Source organism: Qipengyuania sp. ASV99 (genome assembly GCF_047872805.1).
Taxonomy (GTDB): Bacteria; Pseudomonadota; Alphaproteobacteria; order Sphingomonadales; family Sphingomonadaceae; genus Erythrobacter.
Genome location: NZ_JBLQUK010000013.1, coordinates 1 through 23,688 on the forward strand (window position 1 = coordinate 1; position 23,688 = coordinate 23,688).

Below are 23,688 nucleotides of genomic sequence, written 5' to 3' on the forward strand. Positions count from 1 at the left end.
ACTACGCCATGCTGGACGATACCGCCATGGCAGCATAACTTAAACCAAATGGCCTCCGGCAATCCCGGGGCGGTTCAGAGTGTGGTAGGCGGCATTGGTTAGGATACGCTTGGACTTCTTTGGATCTACGCCGGATGACTCGAGATGGCGAGACATCAAATAGAAGCAAGCGATCACCCAAAACGACACAGTATGGTCCAAAGCGACGCCATGTCGGGTTAGCACTTCGGCAACCTCGTGCTCGGTCACGAACCTGCTATCGTTTAGTTTGAGCGCAGCAAGCTCGCCATACATCCGGTATTCTTCGGCCCGTTCCAGCAATTCCCGCAAGTGAACATATGCGTTCCCATAACCCGGCGACAAAAGATCATATGGGAAAACAGGCCTCTCATCGGCGGGTTCCGGGGGTTCCTCATCAGACATTGCCATTGCAATTGGCAAAGAACAGGCAGTTTTCCCACTACTTTCCCATACCTATGGGAAATGGACGCGGAGAGCGGTTCGCAGCTGACTACCCGCTCCGCCAGCCGCCATTTTCCGATCCAAATTGCATTGCGGACGCGCGTCAGAAATCTGACGCCGGTTTACAAGAGCTTGGCTGACCTGCCATGGCAGGCCTTGGAATAAAGTGAGCGATTGCGGTGTATCGGATTGACGATGAAAGACCACACAGAAACTGAGAATCCGCCGATCCGGCGCTTTGTCGAACGCGGGGTCGAGACATTCGAGGCGACAATCGAAGGCGAGATAATCCGCTGGGATCGCGGTTTGACTTACAGCAGCCACCTGCAAACCGCTCAATTGCTGTCCAGCCAGACACCGGTTTCGGACAAGCCGGATGAGATGCTGTTCATCATCATGCATCAGACCATGGAACTGTGGATCAAGCTGATGCTGCATGAAGTGCGCGAAGCGATGGACGCACTGCGAGCGGACCGGCTGGATCAGGCGGGCAGGACGCTCGACCGGACCGCCACTATCATGCAGCACATGATCCATTCGTGGGAGGTGCTGGCGACGCTCAGCCCGCCCGAGTTTCTTTCCTTTCGCGGGTTCCTGAGCAAAGCATCGGGGTTTCAGTCGCAGCAATATCGGGAGCTGGAATTTCTGCTGGGACTGAAACGTGCCGACCTTATTCTGGTGCATGCCGGCGACGATGCCGCGACAGCGTCGCTGACCAAGGTATTGAACACGCCATCGCTTTACGATGAGGTGTTGAAAGTGCTGGCGCGGCACGGGGCGGCGATCCCGGCGCACAAACTTGAGCGCGACTGGGCACAGCCTTACACTCAGAGCGAGGAGGTGGAACATGCCTGGCGCGACATTTATGCAAATCCCGAGGCGCATTGGCCGCTTTACGCACTAGGAGAAAAGGTCACTGCGCTGGAATATTACTTTCAGGAATGGCGATTCAAACACATGAAGACGGTCGCGCGGGTCATCGGATACAAGCACGGGACGGGCGGATCGTCGGGTGTGGCCTATCTGGTGCGGGCGCTTGATTTGCAATTCTTCCCCGAATTGTGGTCGATGCGAACGCGCATGAAAGTAAAGGATGATAGTGGGGCTCACGCACAAGGCTCTGGCAGTCAGGCAGAGCCCGAAGCATGACCGAACCGCGAATCTGGGATATTACTCAGCGTGTCCATTCTGCTATTCCGCTCTGGCCGGGGGAGCCACCCGTCACACTATCCCGCCACGCTGCAATTGATGCAGACTGTCCGGTGAATGTTGGCGCGATTTCCATGCCGCTGCACACCGGCACTCATGCCGATGCGCCGCTGCATTATTCGAACGGCGGCCTTGCATCAGCGGATTGCGCGCTTGAACCCTATGTTGGGCGCTGCGTTCTGATCGATGTCACCGGCGCGAGGGAGCGGGTGGAGGTCAGTGATTGCGATTGGAAGGCGCTGGCTGGTCATACGCGCGTGTTGATGCGCAGCTATCGCCGGTTTCCGCACGATGTGTGGGATTCCAACTTTAAGGCCATCGCGCCCGAAGTTATCGAACGATTTGGCGCAGCGGGCGTGCGGCTGATCGGCGTGGATGCGCCCTCGCTCGACCCGGAAACGTCCAAGACGATGGATGCGCATCACCAAGTGCTGGCGGCAGATATGCGCATTCTCGAAGGTCTGGTGCTCGATGATGTGCCTGCCGGTGAATATGAGTTGATTGCACTGCCATTGAAGCTGGTTGGAGCCGATGCCAGCCCCGTGCGAGCCATCTTGAGAGAGGTGAGCCAATGCAAAACCTGATCGCCAAGGCGCAAGCGCTGGATGAAGGTGATCCGCTGGCACCATTCCGCAACCGATTTCACCAGCGAGACGGGCTGATCTATCTCGATGGCAATTCACTGGGCTGCATGCCTCTCGCCGCGTCCCAGCGGGTGAGACAAGTGTTGGAAGGCGAATGGGCTGAAGGGCTCATCACCTCATGGCTTGGCGCGCAATGGGCCACAGCGCCGCAACGTATTGGCGATAAAATCGCCCAGCTAATTGGCGCGCAGCCGGGCGAAGTGATCGCTGCGGATTCGACCTCGATTAACATCTTCAAGGCGCTCACCGCGGCCTTGTCTCTGCGCCCGGACCGGTCGGTTATCCTGACGGAAACCACCAATTTCCCGACTGATTCCTACATGATGCAGGGGATCGAGCAATTTTCCGATGGCCGGGTAAAAGCGCAAAAGGTCGCACCAGAGGACGTGGTGGATGCGGTTGACGAAAGCACCGCAGCGGTGCTGCTGACTCATGTGCATTACAAATCCGCTGCCGCGCGCGATCTGGCCGAGACCACGCGGCGGATTCAACAAGCGGGGGCCTTGGCGATCTGGGATCTCAGCCACAGCACCGGGGCGCTGGAGCTTGATCTGACTGCGGCCAATGTCGATTTTGCGGTCGGATGCGGGTATAAATTCCTCAACGGAGGGCCGGGCGCACCAGCATTTATCTACGTCGCGCGCCGCAATCAGCATGCGCAGAGCGTGCTGTCGGGTTGGTTCGGTCATGCGCAACCGTTTGCTTTTGATGAACAATATGAGCCTGCGAAGGGTGCCGACCGGTTCCTATGCGGCACGCCCTATGTGCTGGGTCTGGCGGCGCTCGAGGTTGGTGTGGACCTGATGCTTGAGGCCGACATGGCGCAGATCCGGGCAAAGTCCGTCGCGTTTGGCGACCTGTTGATCGATGCGATGGCACCGCTTTGCGATCACTACGGATTTGCTTTGACGAGCCCGTCAGAGGCCAAACACCGAGGTAGCCATGTAGCTTATGCTCATCCTCACGCTTATGCGATGGTACAGGCCCTGCGCGAATTGGATGTCATTGCCGATTTCCGCACTCCCGATGTGATCCGATTTGGCCTGACACCGCTGACATTGCGCTATGCAGACATTCCCGAGGCCGTCGTGCGGCTTGAGCAAGTGTGCCGCAAGCGCAGCTGGGACAAAGCGGAATATCGCACGCTGGCGGCGGTCACCTGATGGTCAGGCGCAGGTAATTGCGCGTGCCGTTGCGCGAATAGGAAATATCCTCGCCCCAGGCTCGCACGATCGCCAGACCTATACCGCCGCCGGTGATCGGGTCGGGTCCGGCAAAGCTGATGCCACTGGTAGGGTCGAAGGCGGCCCCTTCATCCTCCAGTTCCAGAACCATGGAGGCGCCTGTATCCTGCAGCATCAGGCACATGGACTGATCGCGTTCAGCTCCGCCATGACGTAAACAATTGGATACAAGCTCCTCAACGATGATTGCAGCCTTGACTCGAGCCCGTTCATCAAGGCAGCTTTGCGCCAGAAAGTCGCGCGCGAACTGAAGCGCCTCACGGATTGTGGAGCGAGGATCTCTTCCGCTTGCAACAAATGCTGAAAATCGTCTGCTTCGCTCCATAATTCTATGCTAACACAGGTTCCAACGGGGGGGACATATGAGAAAGTTGAGCATCCTTATCGCTGCGGTGGCTGCTTTTGCCGCGCAGCCTGCATTGGCCGAAATTGGCCGCATCAAAAACGTCACCGCAGGAGTCCAAGTGATCCGTGATGGCCAAACCATCACCGCGCGGTCGGGTCTTGTCCTTGAAGAAGGTGACATTGTGACGACGGGCCAGCGAGCCAGGGTCGGCATCACTATGGCCGATGATACGCGTATGGCGGTCGGACCGAATAGCCGGATTACATTGGATGAATACCAATATGATCGCCGCCGCCAGACGGGGCGTTCGGTCACCTCAGTCAATCGCGGGTCGCTGGGCGTGACCTCAGGCAATATCACCCGCACTGGCCGAGATGCTATGCGCGTGCGCACTCCGACATCCACGCTTGGCGTGCGCGGGACGACTTTTGTGGTTGAGGTCGCGGAATGATCCGGCCCGCAGGGGCCCGAATGGGTCTGGCATTGGGCGCTGCCTTGCTGATCGCAGGATGCGCGGGCGGTGACCGTGTCACCTTGCTGTCGCATTCGGACGGCGGCCCTGACGGTGCCATTGCGGTGCTGGGCGAGGGCGGAGAGGAAACTGTGCTCGACCGCGCCAATCTTCAAGCCACTCTGACCGGCGGAAGGCCGCGTTTGAGGGAGCTTGCCGAAGCCGATCCTAACCATGTTGCCTTGATGGCAGGCCTCCCGCCGCCGCCCGCCCCGCTGATACTGATGGATTTTCCTTTTGGAGAGTTCAGCCTGTCCGCCGCGCAGATCGCCTCCATTCGCGCACATCTTTCTGGGCTTGAAGGTCGACCCGGGTACCAGATCGAGATTCGCGGCTATACCGATTCGACTGGCGAAGAGCCCGGAAACCGCATCTTGTCGCAGGACCGGGCTGATCGGGTGGCGGAGATTGTTCGCAATGAAGGGTTCGTTGTCGCTCAGGAAGATGTCGTCGGCATGAGCGAATTCGAAGCCATACGGGAAAATGGCGACGGGCGGCCCGACCCCAGTTTCCGCAGGGTCGAAGTCGTCATTCGCTGACACGATCGTAACTGCGCTATCAGATGTCATTGCCGAGATAGCGCAGCGCAAAGATCGTGAGATCGTCGGTCGGGTCGTTGCTCCCCTCAAACATCCGGACCTCTTTGGCGAGGTGCATCGCGCGACTTTGTGCGGTACCATCGCTTTCGGTTTTCAATGCCGCTTCGACTCCGCCGAGACCGAACAGAATGCCTGCTTCGTTTGCTGCCTCTGTCGCGCCGTCGGTGATGATGACCAGTGTCTCGCCTTTGGCAAGCTGGAGTTGTTCGACCGGGTAAGGGAAGTCGGTCACACAAAATGGCGGCCCGCCGACCATTTCAATGGTTTTGAGCGTCCCGTCTGTATGCACCAGAATGGGGTTCTCGTGGCCAGCATTGACCATGTGCACTGCACCGGTAGAACAGTCGATTGTTCCCACCAACATGGTCAGTCCCATTTCAGGATCGGCTTCGTCCATCAGATCATGATTCAAGGCGGCAACAGGATCGGCTAGTCCATCGGCCGCGCGGGCGAGATTGCTCTTTGACAAGGTTTTGGACAAGGCCATGAACAGCGCTGCGGGTACGCCTTTGCCAGTCACATCACCCACCATGAACAGCAGCAGATCTTTGTTGATCTTGACCGCATCGAAGAAATCGCCGCCAACTGATTTTGCCGGTTCGAGAACCGCACTGATCTCGGTTCGGCTATCAAGACGCGACAGCGCCCGTTGCCCTGGCACCATGCTCATTTGAATTCTGCGGGCAGCGTCCAACTCGCCTTTCTGAACGGACGCTCGCACCCGTTCTTCGACCAATTCCGCTGCGAGTCGCTTTCGTTCCGCCCGTGCCAGTGCGTAGCGAATCAAAGTCAGCGCGGTTGCGGCGCAAATACCCACCAGCAGGGGGCGTACCGGATCGAACAGCAAGTTTGCCCGCGTAAAGGCCAGCCACGAAAAAACCGGCAACGCTAGCGCCAAACCAAATGCCGGCCACAACAACCAAGTTCGCAGCGTTATTCCAGCAGCAAGGATCAAAACGAGCAACGCCAGCGCCGCTGCTATTTCAGCGGCAAGCATCGACGGCGGGCGCGCGAGCCATTGTTCTTCAAGAATGGCATCGACCGCCTGCGCCTGCACCAGCACCCCTGCAAGCTCGCTTTTCAGCGGTGTGGCAACAATGTCGTATGTGCCCGTCGCGGATACACCCACCAGCACCACCTTGCCTTTAAATGCATCGGTTGGCACCGGTTTGCCTTGCCCCAGCACGTCGAGGGCTGAGTACTGAGCTGCTGCGGGAATTTCACCCATACGGAACTGCATTGTTCCGCGCTGGTCGGCGGTGATCCGTGCATCGCCCATGACCATCTTGCCATTTTCCCAGCGCAGGCCCGGTGTCCCGGTCGCAATCCGTGCCAGCTCCATTGCAAGTCCGGATGCCTGTATGTCCTGAATCAGCACCGAAAGCGGCACGCGCCTGACCACCCCGTCATCGTCCGGTGCGCCGTTGACCATTCCGTGACCCATAGCCAATTCATCGAGCTCAAAGATGCTCGCAAGTACATTTTCCGCTCTCAACGAACCGGGCGGAGGCGGGCCATCGACCACGGGGTCGAAGAAATATTCATCGGGACTTTTACCCCCGTCGCTGGTTGCAACCCGCGCCAGCACGCTTGGTACCTGACCGAGGATTGTGCCGAAATATTCGTCCATATCGGGTAGGGCGGTGATCTTTTCGCGTGTTTCGGCATCCATCTCGGTATCGAGATAACGCCCGGCGAATGCCTCCGGGCTAAGCCGGTCCGGTTCGGTAAAATAAATATCGATGCCGATTGCACTCGGCTCGCCTTGACCGATCAGCGCAATTAGCTGTGCTGTGACATAACGCGGCCAAGGCCATTCTCCGGCGGCCTGCACGCTGGCATCGTCGATCAGCACCACGGCAACATTGTCGGCGGTGATTTCGCGCGGCGACACTCGCTGCCAAGTATCGAACACCATTCGCCGCTCAAAATCGGCAGCCAGCACGCTGAGCAGTGCCCCGATCAGCCCGCCGATCAGAACCGAACGGATGATGATCGCTCGCCCGCCTTGTGCGGTGTTCGTGCCGGAATTGGCCGGGGCGTCAGTGTCAGAGATCGACACAGAGCCCGTCATACGAACACAGCACCGTCAATTCGGAATCACTGCGGGTCAATTCTTCATAACGGATCGTTTCGCGGTGCATCCGCTGAATATCCGCGTCGCTATAAGTGGGTTCGTGGTGAAACAGCGCCAGCCGTTTTGCGCGCCCTTCGTGGCAAAGATCGACTGCGACGATGTTGGAGGAATGCCCCCAATCTTCCTTCATCGAAACACTATCGGCCAGCGAATACATTGTGTCCGCGATAACCAGATCCGCGCCGGATATGAATTCGACCATGGCCGATTCGGCGTCCATATTCTCGATCTTATATTCCGCATCAGTTGAATAGACTGCGGTTCGGCTGTCGCCATCGCGGAAACGATAGCCATAGCTCGCATGGCTGTGCTCTTGCCGAATAAGGGCAACGGTCAGTTCGCCGATTTCATAGTCGCGGCCAGTTTCCAGAGTGCGGAATTCGATGTCCGCTTTCAGCCAATGGAACGGAACAGGAAACGAGATTTCTTCCTGCTGTCGCCGCAGGGCCTCTTCGGCGTCGCTATGGCCGGCGTGGATGATAATCTTTGCGCCGCCAACAAAGGCGGGAACGAAGAACGGGAAACCCATGATGTGGTCCCAGTGCAGATGCGACAGGAAAAAATGCCATTCCTTGGCCCGGTGGCCCTCAGAAAGTCGCCGCAATGTGTCCAGCCCGAATTCGCGCAGGCCCGATCCCATATCGCAAACAACGAAGGCACCTTTGCCCGCGTCAATCTCAACACAGCTCGTAGCGCCGCCGTAACCCTGACCTACGGCGAATTCCAATTCATCTCGGGCATAATTCAGCGCTGCGGTCTTGTCGGCAAAGCTCTTGCCATTGGCATGGAGCAGCGCATCAGCAATCTTGTCGGTAATTGTCGAGGCTCGCGGTGCTACTGGTAGCGACCCCCGCGTTCCCCAAAACCGGATCTGCATACGCCCCCCCCAATAAAATGCGTTAATGGCCGAGCGCGTCCTCAACCGTATCGGCCACGCGAAAGACCATATCATATCGGCTGATGCCAAGGATTTCTCGCATGGTTTCATTCGGGCGAGCCAGAACAATCGTTGTCCCTGCACCTTGTCCAGCGCGCTGCGCCAAAGTCAGAGCGCGCAATCCGCGGGATGACATGTAATCAACCCCTTCAAGGTCGATAATTGCGATTGCAGGTTCCTCGGCCATCGCCGCTAGAAGGAAATCCTTGAATGAATCGGCAGTCGATTCGTCGATTCGGCCACTGGGCGCAAGGACAGTAGCGCCTGCGCGCTGCTCGCTGTTCCAACCCAAGGCGTTAACCGTCATAAGGCTTGCATAGCGTGCCTTTTTCGGATTGCCAATCGCTCTGCGAGCCGCGTCGTAAACACCTAGGACGGGCGAAATATCTATCAAGTGCTGCACAGTATCTCCTGTATCAGTCTGCGACCAACCATAGTGCAGCAGGCAAACATGAATTTTTCCCTATTTTTCCGAGCATTTGCGGTACCCGCGCAGCGGTTCTTACCGGCGCACCCGGAGCATTGAGCCACTAAACTTGTGAGAACGCGACAACTTACGCAGTTTGCCTAGGGTTTTGCGCCGACACACTTGTTTTCGCTCCTGAACGGAGTATCACACAGACAAGCAATGGGTCGCCCGAAATGGGGCACGATAGTGGTAACAACCACGCTGCACCTTTCTTGAAAGTTTTTGCCGGGTTGCACTGCAGCCCGGGACACGTATCGTGTCGCATCAGGCGAATTCAGGGGGCAAGCTTGTCTAGCGTTGATAAAAATTGGCAAAGCGTCCGGCCGCAGCCGCGGACGTTGAGGGTTTCGCGCGTGTCGCATTTGGCATCCGCCTTTGCTTTGAGCGCGGCAATTCTGGTCCCGGCCGAGGGCGCTTCTGCGCAAGTCCAAGGGGCGCCGCAAATATCCCCGCCTACGCGCGGTCAGTTGACGCCGCCGGAACAGCGCCGCGAAGATCGCAGCGTTACATTGACGATCGACGGCGATCTTGAACGCGCACCCTGCGTCTTGGATCGCGCGGAATATTCCGACATCACCTTTACCCTGAACGGTGCCACTTTTGGCGGTCTGGGCGCGGTTCCCGGGCTGTCGCTTGATGCCGCCTATGATGGTTATGTAGGCCGTGAACTTCCTTTGGCGGTGCTTTGTGACATCCGGGCAAAGGCGAATTCGATCCTGCGCACCCAAGGTTTCCTGGCCACGGTCGAAATCCCTGAGCAAAATCTGAGCGACGGAGTTGCCGATTTCGGTGTGGTGTTCGGACGTTTGACTGGACTACGGGTGCGCGGCGACGCTGGCCCATCTGAGGCTGTGGTCGCGGGATATCTTGAAAAACTGACCCAGCAGCCAGTTTTCAACGTTAATGATGCCGAACGGTATCTGTTGCTTGCCGATGATTTGCCAGGCGTCGATGTTCGCCTGTCGCTTCGACCAGCCGCTGGGGGGCAGCCGGGCGATCTGACCGGCGAAATCGCGGTGGTGCAACGGTCGGGCATTGTCGATCTCAACGTTCAGAATTTTGGCTCAAAATCCATCGGACGATTTGGTGGATTGCTGCGCGTCGAAGCGTATGATTTGACTGGTCTGGGTGATCGCACTTCGATCGCGGTTTTCAGTACTCTTGAACTTACCGAACAGCAGACGGTTCAGCTTGGCCATGATTTTGCGATTGGTTCCGACGGTCTGCGGCTTGGCGGGCAACTCACCTACAGTGAAACCAGCCCTGATCTGAACTTGCCGGGTGTCGACCTTCAATCCGAGACGGTGCTGGCAACGCTACAGGCCAGTTATCCAGTCAAGCGCTCGCGCCAGTCAAACATCTTCGCCTTTGCCGGGCTCGACGTCGTCGATCAGAATGTCGATTTCAACAATGTGCAATTGACCCGCGACCGGGTGCGCACAGTCTTTGCGCGCGTCGCAGGGGATTGGACCGATGAACGCAGCATTCAGCGGCTTGACGGCTATTCCCCATTTGAGCCCAAGTTTCGAGCGCGCTACGCCGTTGAGGCGCGCAAGGGTCTGGATGTGTTTGAGGCGAGTCCGGATTGCAGGGGAAACCCTCTTAGCTGCTTTGCCGGGGGCGCCGTTCCGCCTAGCCGGGTTGAGGCGAACCCGACACCGTTCCTGATGCGATATGAAGCGAGCGCTGAATATCGCCCCGATCCGCTGTTGAAATTTTCGCTAGAGGCGACGGCACAGGTTTCAAGCGATCCCTTGCCTGCGTTTGAGGAATTTGCAGCGGGCAGTTTCTCGATCGGGCGCGGATTTGATCCGGGTGCGGTTCTGGGCGACAATGGTGTCGCTGCCTCGCTTGAAGTGAGTTACGGATCGCTCGCCCCGGCCGGACCAGAAGCAGTTGCAATCCAGCCGTTCGTGTTCACCGATGTGGCCTTTGCCTGGAATGAAGACCCTAGCCGCCGCCCACTTAATCCCGACCGGCTTTGGTCGGCTGGTGGCGGATTGCGCGCGGCTTGGGGTTCTAAACTGCAAGCTGATGCTTTTATCGCTGTCCCGCTGGAGCGCCCCGATCTGGCGCCGCAGCTTGGCGACGTGCGCCTGATGGTCTCTGTGACCGCCCGACTTTTCCCGTGGAGATACTAAAATGGCTCATCTGAACCAGAACCGCTCGAAATTGCTGCTTGGAAGCGGCGCTGCGGCCTTGGCAATGGGGCTGGTCATGGCTCCCGAGCGTGCACAGGCGCAGGCGTTTCAGGCCAGCGAAGTGATTGTCAGTGGCAATGCAACCCGCATCCTTGGTTCTAACACAGAGACGATTCTGGTTGAGAGCCCGACTGCGGTGATCGAATGGACGCCGGATGAAGATGGGCTGGGCAATGCGCTTGATTTTCTCCCCAACGGCAACACGGCGACGTTCCAGAACGGTTCGATCGTAAACGACTTTGCGGTGCTCAACATCGTGCTTCCGGCTGCAAATGGCAATGTAACGGTGTTCAACGGGACTGTCATCTCACAGCTGATTGATTTGGGAACTGGCGCGGCGACGCCTGGCGGGACCGTCGCGTTCTATTCGCCGTCGGGAATATTCGTGGGCGGCTCCGCCGTTTTCGATGTTGGCAATTTGATCTTGACGACCCTCGACCCGGATCTTGCAAGCTTTGATGACTTCGCGTTGAATGGCGGACAATTGCAGCTTACCAGTCTCGACCCTCTTGGCGCGAACATTGTCATTGCTCCCGGGGCCCAGATTGTTGCGAGCGCGGAGAATTCTTACTTTGCGGTCGTAAGCGCCGAAATCCAGATGTTTGGCACAGCCAATATCAATGGCAGCCATGCATACGTCGCCGGTGAAGCGGTAAACATAACCGTTTCCAACGGGCTGTTCGATATTCAGATTCCGGTCGGTTCTACCTCGCCCACTCCAATTGTTCTGGGTGGCGATGTAGGTGGCCCATCGAGCACGGGTGTCACGGGCGACAACCATCTCATTTACGCGGTCGCTCGCGCGGAAACTGATCCAATTTCGATGCTTTTTAGCGGAAATCTCGGTTTCGACACTGCAGCCAGCGCTGGCATCGTGAATGGCGAGATCATCCTATCGGCAAATTACAATGTCAGCGGCCGGACAGTTGATGGCGGCTCGATCACCGATGGTAACAATGCGATTTTCAATGCCGACAGCGCCCTGACCGACATAGCGGGCAGCATTTTCATCGAGGACTTCACCTCGACCAGCAGCATTCTCGCAATCGCCAATGAAGAAGTTCAGGTTGCCGCAGTCAACGGGCCAAGTTCAATCGACGGCAACCTTATCATGGTTGGCCGCAATTTTGCAGAACTGACCGCCAGCAATGGTCAGGTCTTTGATATTTCCGGCAATGTGTTTGTATCTTCGGACGATTTTGGCGCTGTTGGTTTCGATCTTACGTCAGCCGATCTCGATGTCACGGGTGGTCAGGCGTTTGTTGACGCATTCGATCTGGGCATTCTCAATATTGGCGGAGATGTGCTGGTCAGCGCGAGCGGGATAGCCGGTGCTGATATTGGCGGTGGGACTGGCATATCTGGGCAGGCCAATGGCGGCCGGGCAACGATTGCCTCCAATGGCGGGACCTTGACGATTGCCGGAACCGCACAGGCGGTTGCAAATGCCAGCGGTGCGCCGATTGGGCAGGATTTCGTGTTCGGGAACACCTTTACCGCTGGCACTGCGGATATGTTCACGACCGAAGGCGGTGCGATCATTGTCGATGGGGATGTGTCGCTGGAAGCGAACGCATTTGGCGTCAATGGTTCGACAACGCTTGATTCCGTTGCTTCGGACACATTTGGCGGTTTGGCCTTGCTTAATGCATTGGGCAACAGTTCAATCACGCTCAACGGAAACTTTACTGCATCTGCAGGGGCAAACGCCGGGTTTGCCAATACTGCAGATTTTCCAGGTGGGCTTGCCGACGGTGGCAGGGCCGACATCTTTATCGACGCTGCTGGCACGATTTCGGTGGCGGACAATGTCATCCTTTTGTCTCAGGCTCGGGGTGGAACCAATCAGGCAGGACAGGGCGGCGGCGCACAGGGTGGAACCGCGCGGGTATTCCTGCCCAATGGCGGCACATTCACGGTTGGGGGCGATTTTTCCGCAGCCGCCAATGGCTTCGGCGGAAACGGCGTAAGCGGCGGCGATGCGTTTGGCGGGGCAGCCGGGGCGCAGGTGCTTTCCGGGTTGATCGGTATTCAAGGCAATGCGTCCGCTTTCACCGATTCGTTGGGCGGCAATGCCGTGTCCGGCTTTGGCGGTGACGGCGGCGATGGGGTTGGCGGCAATTCCTTCTTCCAGGCCGATGGTACTCTGACCGCTGTTGCGACCATGAACATTGGCGGCGATGCGACGGTCAATTCATCGGGCACAGGCGGCGCGGGCGGTGCCGGCGATGGTAGCGATTTTGCGCCTGGTAATGGCGGTGACGGCACGGGCGGCCAAATTGGCGTCCCCAATCAGGCTGATCCCAATTTCGGCAGCGGCGCGTTCGTTCTGGCCGGGGGCGACAACGGGAATCTGTCGATCGGCGGTCTGACATCTGTCGACAATTTCGGTATCGGCGGTGATGGCGGCTTTGGCGGGTTCAATCAGGGCGGCGGCGATGGCGGCATCGGCACGGGCGGCACTGCGCAAGCAGGGATGACGTTCTTGGGCAATGATGGATCAGTCGCGGCGGGCACTGCTAGTTTCGGCGACGTCATCATCTTTGCTAACGGTGAAGGCGGCAACGGCGGCTTTGGAGGCTCTACAGGCGATCCGCGCGGCGATGGCGGCGACGGGAACGGATTCGGAGCCTTTTTCACTGCTCGCGTGGGGACTGTAACGGCTGGTCAGGTTGATATTAACGCCGATGGTGCAGGTGGATTGGGTCATGTCGCCGGCGCTGGTAACGGCGGCGCGGCGCAGCTATTGGGCGGCGCGGGTGCCACAGCGAATATCGCAGGGCTGCAGGCGTTTGCGATTGGCCGGGGCGGTTCGGGTCAAGTCCTCGGCGGCGCGAGTACGGGCGGTTTGGTCGCGCTGGGCTTTGTCGATGGCCTGACGTTGAACGTCAATGGATCGGTGCTGCTCGATGCCGGGGCATTCGGAGGCTTTTCGTCCGGCGGAGCAGGCGGCGATGGCATTGGCGGGATGGTGGATATCACCATGCTCGACGACATCAGCGAGTTGGACGTGCTCGGCAATCTGACTGCTCGTGCTTCAGGTGCCGGGGGCAATGGCAATACTCCGAACGCAGGCGCGCAGGGCGATGGCGGATCTGCGGTCATCAATATCGAAGGTTTGTCCGGCGTCAACGTCGATGGAATTCTGTCGGTTTCGGCCGAAGGAATTGGCGGAAACAATCAAAGCGGCATTGGCGGTTTGGCCACGGGCGGTGACGCACGCTTGCGAGTGCTCACGGGCGGATCAATCACTGTCGGAAATGGCTTCAACGCTTCAGCCGTCGCACTGGGCGGCGACGGAACCGGCGGCGGCGCTGCCTTTGGCGGGGTGGCCGGCGCGCAAGCTCTTGTTGGTTTGATCGATATTCAAGGCTCAGCCTTTGTGAGCGCATCGGCCAACGCTGGCAGTTCGACGTCGGTCTTTGATTCTGGCGATGGCGGATTCGCTCAGGGCGGCACGGCGATACTCGATGCGCTGGGTTCGCAAACAGAAACCGGCACAATGAATATCGGGGGCAATGTAACATTGCTGGCCAATGCGACTGGCGGCAATGGCGGCGGTGGCACGTCCGATTTCTTGCCGGGCCGCGGCGGCGATGCGCAAGCTGGTGAAGCAAACACCGTCAACCAGGCCAATGAAAACTTTTTCGGCGGGGCTAGATTGTTCGCCGGAGGTGACAATGGCGACTTAAGCATTGGCGGCACTTCGCTTCTCAATGCAGTCGGCACGGGCGGCATTGGCGGCACCGGTGACATTGGTCAGGCTGGCGGCGACGGCGGCAATGGTCTGGGCGGATCGACGCTCGCAGGGATTGGTTTAACGCCTTCGACCGACGGCTCGGTCGGAGCAGGTACTGCCGATTTTGCCGATCTCATCTTGATCTCAGACGGGCGTGGCGGCGCGGGCGGTTCGGGCGGTGAAACCACCGATCCGTTCGGGAATGGCGGCAACGGCACCGGGTTCCGGGCGCTTATTTCCGGCGCGGTCGGCGACCTCACGGCAAATTCGGTAACGACAGTGTCAAATGGTATCGGCGGTGACGGCGCCATTGGCGGTATTGGCACTGGCGGCCAACGTAGCGGAATTTTCACCAGTTCTGACGGCACCGTCACCATCAATGGGTTTTCTGGCTTTGCGCTGGGTATTGGTGGAGTTGGACTGAATGGAATTGGCGGCGACGGTATTGGTGGCCAAGCCTTCATGGGCTTCCAGGGCGGCACCACTCTGGTCAATGGCGATATCACGGTGGACGCCACTGGGACGGGCGGCGAATCGCAGAATGGCGATGGAGCCAACGGCATAGGCGGGACTGCGGATATCGCCGTCTTCACTGCGGTGCCGGGCAGCGGAACTGTGACCGGAAATGCATCGGTAATTGCCAATGGTGTTGGCGGCGCAGCCAGCACTGGCGCCACGGGCGGCAACGGGACAGGCGGCGAAGCCTTCGTACAGGCACAGGCTGGCGGAAGTGTGACGATTGGCTCTGGACTAATTGTCGCCAGCGGGCAGGGCGGTAGCGGAGTCGATGCCAATGGTGGCGTAGGCCTTGGCGGGTTCGCCGAAATTTTTAGTTTTGATACCGGCAGCGTGGTCACGGTGCAGAGAGGCACCCCATTCGGGCTTCCGGGAAGTTCAACTCTGTCGCAAGGCGCATCTCTGCTGTCGGCAACCGGGGTTGGCGGAGTGACGACAGGGGGCCTTGGCATCGGCGGTGCCGGCATTGGCGGCGAGGCGGTGGTTTCAGCCCAAAATGGCGGAACAATCACGCTTCCGGCTGATCCAGCGAACGATCCGAATGGCAGCTTCAACAGGATTAACGCGCGCGGGATTGGCGGCGGTTCGTCGGTCGATGGCGGTGCAGGCGGTGTTGGAACCGGTGGGCTTGGCTTGATCAATGCTGATGCTGGTACGATCAGCATGGGGGCGACCGTTTTCTCGGTTTTCGGTCAAGGTGGATTTGGCCTCACGGTTGATGAGAATATTGATGGCGGTGACGGCATTGGTGGTGAGCGGGTTGTCGAAGTAAGGAATGGCGGCGTTATCACGGCTGAGCTGACCGGCGGAGTGAGTGCTGGTATTGGTGGCGATGCGACCGGCACCGGCACCGGCGGCGACGGGATTGGCGGGACCAATTCGGTTATCGTCGAAGGTTCGACACTGAACTTGGTCGGACGCTCAATCTTCGTCGATCAGGCATTTGGCGGCGCGGGCGCGACTGGAGGCAATGCTTCAGGCGGTGATGTGACCTTCAACGTCCTGGGCGGCACAATCAACATGTCGGCAAACGCAGAAGGCGTATCTGAGCTTTCCATTGGCGGCACCAATTTTGGCGGCTTGGGCGTTTCGCAAGGGGGCGATGCAGAGGGCTCAGCGGTATCTGTCAGTATCGCCGAAAGCACCGTATCCGGAGGCACGCTTTTCGTATCCTCGGCTGCGAATGGCGGAGATGCTAGTGATCCGAACGGCAATGGCGGCGACGCCGTAGGCGGTTCTTTGCTGTTTTCTGCTGTAGACTCTGAGATGTTCTTCGTCGGGCAGAATATGATCTCGGCAGCGGGAACCGGCGGAGCAGGATTCAACGGTGGCACGGGTAGGGGCGGCTTTGCCAATGTCAGCATATCGCAAACGACGTTGATAATTGGCGACGATCTGAATTTTGGCGGCCTCACGATCACGACTGACGGAAAAGGTGGTATTGGACAGTCGGTTGAAGGCGATGCCTTTGGCGGCAACACAACTCTATTCACTGACGACGGGATCATTGATGGTGATGATATCATCGTCAGCGCCAACGCATTTGCCGGTACGGATATGAGCACCGTGGCAGGTGGGTTTGCTTTCGGCGGTGACGTGACAGTTCAATTCGATACCGATTCTGTCGTTGATCTAGATGCGCTTTCGCTCTTGGCTCAGGGTGTGAGTTCGATTGCCGGCGAAACATTTGGCGGCCAAGTTGAGCTCATCCTCACCGATCCTAACCAACTTTCGCCCGATGTTGACATCGTTGATCTGACCTTGGCCGCCGACGCTATCGGTGCCTTTGACGATGCTGGCCCAACCAATCGTGCTGGGCAGTTCTCGATCAGCGCGGTCGCTGGCGAATTGAATGTGCAGAACCTAACCGCGACAGCAATCGGTGATTCTCTTCCGGGAGAACAGGGTCCATCGTTCCTCTCCGCTGTTGGCGGGAGCATATTGGTCTCGGGTGAACTGTTCGTCGATGTGATCGATAATTTCAACGTCACCACTGGCTTGGGTAGCATCATCGGCGGCCCGAGTGTAATCAATCCCTCGGCGAATATCAGCGTCACGTCACAAGGCACGATCTCGTTCTTCGGCGACAATGATAATGTGATCGGCTTCGGCGGCGCCGAGATGGATCTGACTTCCCGCGATATTCAGATCAACAACGGCGCGCGTATTGGCGCATTTACGATGCGCCTGACATCGATCAACAGCGATGGGCCCGCTATCCTCGGAGGCGACAGCGGAACGGCTCCTCCGGCAACAGGCGAGGGTTATACTCTGAGCCAGGATGAAGCAGCGCGAATTGATGTGTCTGACTTCACTTTTTCGCAGGGCGTGCTGTTCGACAATTTGGTAAACGATCCTGACATCATCTTCCGTGATTTGACGATTATCGGATCACTGGATGACGGCGTGTCGATTGCTAGAGCTGAGGTGGTCGGCAACGGAGGAATCATTCGCGTCGACGGCACGGTTGCAATGATCGGTGCAGGTGCAACTGATCGGTTTCAGCTGTTTGCAGGCGAGCGGATCGAGATTGCAACTCCGGGCGGTATCGGCTTAATCGACAATGAAGGTCTCCCATCTGGCAATGTATTCCTTAGTTCCGACAACATCTGGATCGCCGATTCCAATCTGCTCGCCTTGCTGCGTGATGATCCGTTCTTTGTGGGCCGCAATGATCAGCTCGCTGTATCAGCACCCGGCAGTGATGACCCACTTGGTTTCCTGCGGAGCGGCACAGTTCAGCTGGAAATCGGGCAGTCATTGCTGGTGCGCAACACCGGTACACCTGAAGAACAGGGCGGCATTCTGGTCGGGGCCGGCGGCCTTTCGATCTTCCCCAATGAAGCCGCATCAGGAACCGGCGGGCTGGACGTCTTTGCCTATGGCGCGCGGATCGACGGAACCGGGGCGATCATCACCGGCGAATCGTTCTTCAACGAAGTCGATTTCAACAATAACAGCGGCAGCGGCGCGGCAACTTATACCGATGAGTCGGAGTTCAATGACTGCGTGATCAATGCGGGTGAGTGCAACACTGCGGCCCCGCCACCGCCGCCACCACCGCCACCGCCGCCACCGCCGCCGCCACCTCCGCCGCCGCCACCTCCGCCGCCACCTCCGCCGCCTCCACCTCCACCTCCACCTCCGCCGATTGAGGATGAGGGAGTTGCTGTGGTGAACAACCCGGCGGTCGTCGAAGCGGCAATCACATCTGTCCAGCCGGTGACGACCACCGAACAGGAGAGCAATGACGATTTCGGCATCGACTTCCCCGGACTGGTCGGAGAGCAGGAGTTGGAAGAGGAAACCGAAGTTGACGATCCGGTTGCAAGTGGCGGCGACAGTTCGCTCTACGGGGCAGGCAACACTGGCAACGTTGAAATAGAGGGCAATTGACATGACAGCCAAGCCATTGAAATCGCTCCTTTCGATTTGCACCTTTGCAGCTGTTGGGATGGCCGCCATGTGGGCCGCCCCGAACACTGCGCAGATGGCGCAGCAACGTTCGATCAGCCTGCGGGACACTTTCCCGGTAGGTTCGAATGGATTGTGCGAAGCACAAATTCAGGCACCAGAGGCAGGTGCGGGATTGTTTGACCGCAAATACACAATCCTGTGCCGCGATGCGGCAGCATCGATAGGGACGATGTGGGTTGTTCGCGGGCGAGAGGCAGATTCTGCGGCGGCGCGCTTTGTTGGCCCCGATGCCAGCTGCACGGAGCGGCAAGGCGCGGAAATGCCGATCGGGCTCAAAGACGGGAAACGCCTGATTTGCACCCGCGAAGGAAGCATAATTCGCACCGAATTGCTGGTCGGCGAGGTCGGCAACCGCACCTATGCGGCGACCGGTCTGTCAGCCTATGGCAAAGCGCTTGAACTCGGCGTTGCATCTCTGGCGACCGATCAGATCGTGCCCGGTACGGTCGACATTCCGCTCACCCAGACAACAGATTCGCTCGCTTTTGTGCGCCAGCAGGCTGAGGCGATTACCGCGGATCAGGCACTGGTGGAGGCCTATCGCAGGGCGAATAGCGGCGAATTTGCAGAAGCTGCGGAATTCTTTGCTGCTTCCGCAGCGACATTGACCGGCAACAGCGAAGTCGAAGCGCGCCTAAACGAAGGCTTGCTGCAATCCAACATTGGCAATTTTGCCGAGGCCCAGCGGCGTTTTTCACAGACCCGCCAGGGTGCGGCCACAAGTCCAGTGCTTTCTCGGTTGCAACGCAATTACGAAGCGATCGACGCACTCAATCGCGGGGAGCCGCAGCAGGCGATCTCAATCCTTAATGCCCCGCTGGGCACCGAATTTAACGATACGAGCGCGCTGCGCAGCCTGCAAATCGGACCAGCCATGGCCCAGCGGCTGTCTGCCGAGAGTGAGTCGGTGGCAAGTTCAGGCATTTCGATGACGCTAACTGCCCTCGAGCGGGCGCAATTGCTCGATGGACAGGCAGAATTTCTGCGGGCCACGGGCCAGCGGCTGCTGGGCAACAATGCCGAAGCGCGAGCCAGCATGACGCGCGCCAATGCCACGCTGGCCGAAGTTCGCGGTGGCCGTGTGCTTTCGATTGTCTGGCTGCGCGCGCAGGTTCTGGGCGAGCTTGCTGAATTGTCTGAAATTGCAGGGCAAACTGCTGAAGCAGAGCAACTGCACCAGAGCGGCATCGCACTGCTGCGGGCGGCGTATCCAGATTCTCCGGCGCTCTACAGCGCGCAGGCGCAGCTTGCCGGACTCTTCTCGCGCACTGGCCGCACTGGGGAGGCGATTGAGCTCTACCGCAAAATTGTGGCTGAGGCAGAAGGACGTCCCGCACCCTCGCTGCGCAGTTACATGTCCAATTACTTTGGCCTGTTGCTGCAAGACGGGGCCAGCGCTGCGGCGGCCAATGATATTTTCTCGGCCAGCCAATTGTTGCTTCGTCCGGGTCTGGCGCAGACCCAAGCGGTGCTTGCCCGCGAGCTTTCCGGCGGCAGCGATGAGGCATCTGCATTGTTCCGACGCAGCGTGAATTTGGGTCGCTCGATTGAACAGATGCGCGGATCAATTGTCCAGATCGAAGGCGAAGTTGCCATCAACCCACAAGCCGAGGTGGTTCTGGCTGAGCGTCAGCAGCGGCTCGAGGCGTTGCTAGAACAACAGGCGGAAGTGCTTCAAAAACTAGCTGAATACCCGCGGTTCCGCGCGGTATCGGGTAGCGCCATCGACCTTGCCGGAATGCAATCTATCCTGCGCGATGACGAAGCCTATGTAAAAATGATCGCGCTCGATAATGAAGCTTTCATGGTCTATATCACGCCCGGCGAAGCGCTGGCGTATAAGGTCAACGGTACACCGGAAGAGCTGGAGCAGATTGTTGCGGGCATTCGGGAAAGCATCGCTGTAGCAGACGGCGGCCAAGTCCTGACATTCCCCTTCGATCTCGCCGCCTCGCGTGACCTTTATGTTCGTCTGTTTGAACCGGTTGCGGATCGTTTGACCACCCGCCGCCACATTGTGTTTGAACCCGATGGCGCCATGCTCAAGCTTCCTATCAACCTGTTGGTAACCGATAATGCCAGCCTCGAACGTTATCAGGCGCAGCTTGCAACGCCCGAGGGCGATGATTACGACTTCCGCGGTGTGGCATGGCTGGGGCGTGGATCGCAGATCAGCACTTCGGTTGCCCCGACTGCGTTCCGCGATGTTCGGGCCGCCCCGGCGAGCTCTGCTAGCAAATCCTACCTTGGGTTGGGCGAAAACACTCCAATTGGCGATGGCCCGGTTGGCACGGCTTCGACCCGTTCCGCGCTTGCCGGCGGCGAAAACTGTTTGTGGTCGGAGAATATCTGGTCAAACCCGATCAAGTCCGATGAATTGTATGATGCAGCTTCGCGGTTTGGCGGCGCACAGGCTGGAGCAACGACTGTCCTGACCCAGACGGGCTTTACTGACACGGCGATTAAGGCGCGCGAGGATTTGGCCGAATACCGTATCCTCCACTTTGCGACGCATGGTCTGGTAACAGCTCCCCAGCCTGAGTGCCCGCCGCGCCCGGCACTGCTGACTTCGTTTGGCGGTGAGGATTCCGACGGTCTGCTCAGCTTTGCAGAAATCTTTGCTCTGCGGATCGATGCCGACCTGGTAATCCTTTCGGCCTGTGACACAGCGGGCAGTGCGACTGTAGGTGCCACGCTTGAAGCGGGGATCACGTCGGGCGGCGATTTCGCGCTGGACGGTCTGGTTCGCGCCTTTGTCGGGGCAGGGGGGCGCACTGTGCTGGCGAGTCATTGGCCCGTGCCGGACGATTTTGACGCGACCAAGCGATTGATTGGCGGATTGTTCGAAGAGGCCGATAGCGAGACAGCTGGCGCGCTGCGCCGCTCGCAGCTTGAACTGATGGACGACCTCAACACCTCACACCCGTTCTATTGGTCAGCGTTTGCAGTTGTCGGCGATGGATCGGTGAAAGTTACCCGCTGATCGCATCCTCCTCAACCAATCCCGCTTGCGTAGAGCCGTGAAAGCGGCTTTGGTCGCGGCTTGCGGGGGGATGGGAAAATGCCTGACGAATCGACAAAGAGGAAGAAAGGCAGCCTGCTTGCTCGCGGGTGGCGCAGTGTGCGTGAAGCTGGAAAAATTCAGCTAGCGGCCACCTGCTTTATGCTGCTCCTCGCGTTGTTCATCGCCCGGTTCAGCTGGGTCTTGCCCGGTGGTGGAGAGCCGACGCCGCTGACCAACGATGCCGAACGTGCGCTGTATGACACGCGCGCCTATCTCGCCGCCGATCTCGTAGAACAGGACGACCGCATCGTGCTCGTCGTTTATGACGATCAGGCGCTCATCAATCTTGAGCAACGGTCGCCTTTGCCGCGCGATGCGCTGGCAGAGGCGCTGGCCAATCTCGATCAGATGGGCGCAAAGGCGATCGGGATCGATATTCTTTTCGACCAACCGCAATCCGACGATGCGCTGCTGATCGAAACCTTGCGCAATATGCAGACGCCCACGGCGGTCGGCTATGCCAATGTTGCCACCAATGCGAGCGACATTGTCTATGAACAACAGGTCTTCCTTGAAGAATTCATGGCACAACTGGAGGGCAGCAATGCGCGTCCGGCCAGCATTCGGCTCGACAACACCTTTGGCGCAACCCGGATCTGGCCGACGATTGAGCCGGGTCTACCTCCCTTGCTGGGCCGCGCCATGCTTGAGGATGCAGGCGGTCCGGTTGAGCCATTCGAAGGCTATGAAGGCTCGATTGAATACCGCCGTGCGCTTCGCGCCGGGCTGGAAGAAGGGGCTGAAACCGACAACACCGAGCAGGCCAATATTGAAGAGCCGCTATTCCAGTCGCTTTCAATCGAGCTGTTCCTCGACCTTGATCCAGCTGTCGCCGAATTCGTCGCGCAAGAGATCGCGGGCAAATATGTCCTGATCGGCGGGGACATTGTTGATTATGACCGGGTCGAGACATCTTTTACCTCGTGGACCGGGTTTGAACCGGCGGGGCTGTCTGTGCATGGTGAAATCATTGCGCAGATGCTCGACGGAAAGGTTATGCCCGCGATCCCGGTTTGGATGTTGTGGGCGATGGCGGTGCTGGTCGTTGCCACTGCGATGTTGACAGCGCTGCTGGAATGGCCCGCTCCCAAGCTCGTTCCGCTGCTGTTGTTGTTGTTCGCGATGTTTGTCGGTATTCCATTCGTGCTCCATTTCCAGGGTATCGATACTTATGGCCTGCCTGCCGTGGGTTGGCTGGTTGCCTGGATCATCGCCTTCACCGCCGTTACCGCCGCTGCCCGGTCTGCCGGAGCTGCGCAGCGCAGCTTTGCGCAAGGGGCGCTGGGCAAATACATTCCGCGCGACATCGCACAGCAGATTATCGACAATCCCGATCTGCTTTCGCTCGGCGGGGAAAAGCGCGAGATCTTCGTACTGTTCAGCGACCTCGAAGGCTTCACCAAGATGAGCCACGCGATCGAGCCGGAAATGGTCGCCAAACTCCTCAACCGATATCTCGAAATGCTCAGCCAAGTGGTGCTGGACAATGGCGGGGTGATCGACAAATTCGTGGGCGACGCCGTGGTTGCGTTTTGGGGTGCTCCGATCTCACGGCCCGATGACGCGGAGCGCGCGACCAAGGCGGGATATGAGATGTGGCAAGCGGGCGAAGATTTCCGCAATGAAGTCGCCGCGATGGATCCCGACCTTCCAAAAATCGGCAAGACCCGCGTGGGCCTGCATTTCGGTGAAGCGGTCATTGGCAATTTTGGCGGCGACACGCGCATCCAATACACCGCCTTGGGCGATAGCATGAACACGGCCGCGCGGCTGGAAGCGGCCAACAAGGCGCTGGATTCGAGCGTTACGGCAAGCCGCGAATTCATCGAAAAATCCTCTCCTGACTGGTGGGTGCCGATGGGGCGGATCGTCCTGCGTGGCAGGGCACAGCCGGTGGATATTTATCAGCCGAGGCCTGACTTGCCGCCAGGACACCGGGCCAAACTTGTCGAGGCCGCTCAGCTTAGCGAAAGCAATCATGACGTAGCGATACAATTAATCGACGCGGTTGCTGCTATGCATCCCGACGATCAGGCGCTACGTAACTACGGCAGTCGCATTCGAAATTTGAATGATGGGGGAGCATATGTTCTCGGATAAATTGAAGACCCGCCTCGCGGGGATCGCGCTCTC

Annotated in this window: 14 protein-coding genes; 9 read left to right on the top strand and 5 right to left on the bottom strand. The window is 58.6% G+C overall.

What is annotated here, in order from left to right; genetic code table 11:
- Positions 1-39: 39 nt before the first annotated feature.
- Positions 40-429, bottom strand: a complete 390-nt coding sequence (locus ACM64M_RS12750) for a hypothetical protein (protein ID WP_416229084.1) — start codon at positions 427-429, stop codon at positions 40-42.
- Positions 430-657: 228 nt separating this feature from the next.
- Here ACM64M_RS12750 and ACM64M_RS12755 point away from each other — a divergent pair, with 228 nt between their 5' ends.
- From ACM64M_RS12755 to kynU, 3 genes are read left to right on the top strand one after another with little or no spacing between them, the layout of a single operon-like run.
- Positions 658-1,611, top strand: a complete 954-nt coding sequence (locus ACM64M_RS12755; protein ID WP_416229085.1) for a tryptophan 2,3-dioxygenase — start codon at positions 658-660, stop codon at positions 1,609-1,611.
- Positions 1,608-2,255, top strand: a complete 648-nt coding sequence (kynB, locus tag ACM64M_RS12760) for an arylformamidase (RefSeq protein ID WP_416229086.1) — start codon at positions 1,608-1,610, stop codon at positions 2,253-2,255. Before ACM64M_RS12755 ends, kynB begins: the two co-directional genes overlap by 4 nt.
- Entirely contained in the window at positions 2,243-3,478 is a 1,236-nt protein-coding gene (kynU, locus tag ACM64M_RS12765) for a kynureninase (protein WP_416229087.1), read from the top strand. The genes kynB and kynU overlap by 13 nt, the downstream gene beginning before the upstream one ends.
- Here the strand turns inward: kynU and ACM64M_RS12770 are convergent.
- On the bottom strand, positions 3,471-3,884 hold the full coding sequence (locus tag ACM64M_RS12770) for an ATP-binding protein (RefSeq protein WP_416229088.1): 414 nt from the start codon (positions 3,882-3,884) through the stop codon (positions 3,471-3,473). The genes kynU and ACM64M_RS12770 overlap by 8 nt on opposite strands.
- A gap of 37 nt (positions 3,885-3,921) precedes the next feature.
- Between ACM64M_RS12770 and ACM64M_RS12775 the strand changes: the two genes are divergently transcribed.
- The gene (locus ACM64M_RS12775) at positions 3,922-4,356 is read left to right on the top strand and encodes a FecR family protein (protein WP_416229089.1); all 435 of its coding nucleotides are present in this window, start codon (positions 3,922-3,924) and stop codon (positions 4,354-4,356) included.
- Positions 4,353-4,955 carry an OmpA family protein gene (locus ACM64M_RS12780; protein WP_416229090.1) on the top strand — a complete coding sequence of 201 codons (603 nt, stop codon included), beginning with the start codon at positions 4,353-4,355 and terminating at the stop codon, positions 4,953-4,955. Before ACM64M_RS12775 ends, ACM64M_RS12780 begins: the two co-directional genes overlap by 4 nt.
- 19 nt (positions 4,956-4,974) lie before the next feature.
- Here the strand turns inward: ACM64M_RS12780 and ACM64M_RS12785 are convergent, their stop codons facing one another.
- Genes ACM64M_RS12785 through ACM64M_RS12795 form a run of 3 tightly spaced genes read right to left on the bottom strand, consistent with a single transcriptional unit; the run spans position 4,975 to position 8,396 of the window.
- A complete protein-coding gene (locus ACM64M_RS12785) occupies positions 4,975-7,089 on the bottom strand; it encodes a CHASE2 domain-containing protein (RefSeq protein ID WP_416229091.1) in 2,115 nt (704 codons plus the stop codon).
- Positions 7,064-8,029, bottom strand: a complete 966-nt coding sequence (locus ACM64M_RS12790) for an MBL fold metallo-hydrolase (RefSeq protein ID WP_416229092.1) — start codon at positions 8,027-8,029, stop codon at positions 7,064-7,066. The genes ACM64M_RS12785 and ACM64M_RS12790 overlap by 26 nt, the downstream gene beginning before the upstream one ends.
- Positions 8,030-8,051: 22 nt before the next feature.
- The gene (locus ACM64M_RS12795) at positions 8,052-8,396 is read right to left on the bottom strand and encodes an STAS domain-containing protein (RefSeq protein WP_416229093.1); all 345 of its coding nucleotides are present in this window, start codon (positions 8,394-8,396) and stop codon (positions 8,052-8,054) included.
- Positions 8,397-8,911: 515 nt separating this feature from the next.
- On the opposite strand from ACM64M_RS12795, the gene ACM64M_RS12800 reads away from it, so the two are divergent.
- From ACM64M_RS12800 to ACM64M_RS12815, 4 genes are all read left to right on the top strand, one after another.
- Complete coding sequence (locus tag ACM64M_RS12800) at positions 8,912-10,699, top strand: ShlB/FhaC/HecB family hemolysin secretion/activation protein (protein WP_416229094.1); 1,788 nt, start codon at positions 8,912-8,914, stop codon at positions 10,697-10,699.
- Between the two features lies 1 nt (position 10,700).
- Positions 10,701-18,410, top strand: a complete 7,710-nt coding sequence (locus ACM64M_RS12805; protein ID WP_416229095.1) for a hypothetical protein — start codon at positions 10,701-10,703, stop codon at positions 18,408-18,410.
- Positions 18,411-18,426: 16 nt separating this feature from the next.
- Complete coding sequence (locus ACM64M_RS12810; protein ID WP_416229096.1) at positions 18,427-21,474, top strand: CHAT domain-containing protein; 3,048 nt, start codon at positions 18,427-18,429, stop codon at positions 21,472-21,474.
- Between the two features lie 78 nt (positions 21,475-21,552).
- Complete coding sequence (locus ACM64M_RS12815) at positions 21,553-23,655, top strand: CHASE2 domain-containing protein (protein WP_416229097.1); 2,103 nt, start codon at positions 21,553-21,555, stop codon at positions 23,653-23,655.
- Positions 23,656-23,688: the final 33 nt, after the last annotated feature.

What these genes read in the sequence shown, in the direction of transcription:
- ACM64M_RS12750 (WP_416229084.1), bottom strand. Translation starts at nt 429, where the DNA reads ATGGCAATGTCTGATGAGGAACCCCCGGAACCCGCCGATGAGAGGCCT.
- ACM64M_RS12755 (WP_416229085.1), top strand. Translation starts at nt 658, where the DNA reads ATGAAAGACCACACAGAAACTGAGAATCCGCCGATCCGGCGCTTTGTC.
- kynB (WP_416229086.1), top strand. Translation starts at nt 1,608, where the DNA reads ATGACCGAACCGCGAATCTGGGATATTACTCAGCGTGTCCATTCTGCT.
- kynU (WP_416229087.1), top strand. Translation starts at nt 2,243, where the DNA reads ATGCAAAACCTGATCGCCAAGGCGCAAGCGCTGGATGAAGGTGATCCG.
- ACM64M_RS12770 (WP_416229088.1), bottom strand. Translation starts at nt 3,884, where the DNA reads ATGGAGCGAAGCAGACGATTTTCAGCATTTGTTGCAAGCGGAAGAGAT.
- ACM64M_RS12775 (WP_416229089.1), top strand. Translation starts at nt 3,922, where the DNA reads ATGAGAAAGTTGAGCATCCTTATCGCTGCGGTGGCTGCTTTTGCCGCG.
- ACM64M_RS12780 (WP_416229090.1), top strand. Translation starts at nt 4,353, where the DNA reads ATGATCCGGCCCGCAGGGGCCCGAATGGGTCTGGCATTGGGCGCTGCC.
- ACM64M_RS12785 (WP_416229091.1), bottom strand. Translation starts at nt 7,089, where the DNA reads ATGACGGGCTCTGTGTCGATCTCTGACACTGACGCCCCGGCCAATTCC.
- ACM64M_RS12790 (WP_416229092.1), bottom strand. Translation starts at nt 8,029, where the DNA reads ATGCAGATCCGGTTTTGGGGAACGCGGGGGTCGCTACCAGTAGCACCG.
- ACM64M_RS12795 (WP_416229093.1), bottom strand. Translation starts at nt 8,396, where the DNA reads ATGACGGTTAACGCCTTGGGTTGGAACAGCGAGCAGCGCGCAGGCGCT.
- ACM64M_RS12805 (WP_416229095.1), top strand. Translation starts at nt 10,701, where the DNA reads ATGGCTCATCTGAACCAGAACCGCTCGAAATTGCTGCTTGGAAGCGGC.
- ACM64M_RS12815 (WP_416229097.1), top strand. Translation starts at nt 21,553, where the DNA reads ATGCCTGACGAATCGACAAAGAGGAAGAAAGGCAGCCTGCTTGCTCGC.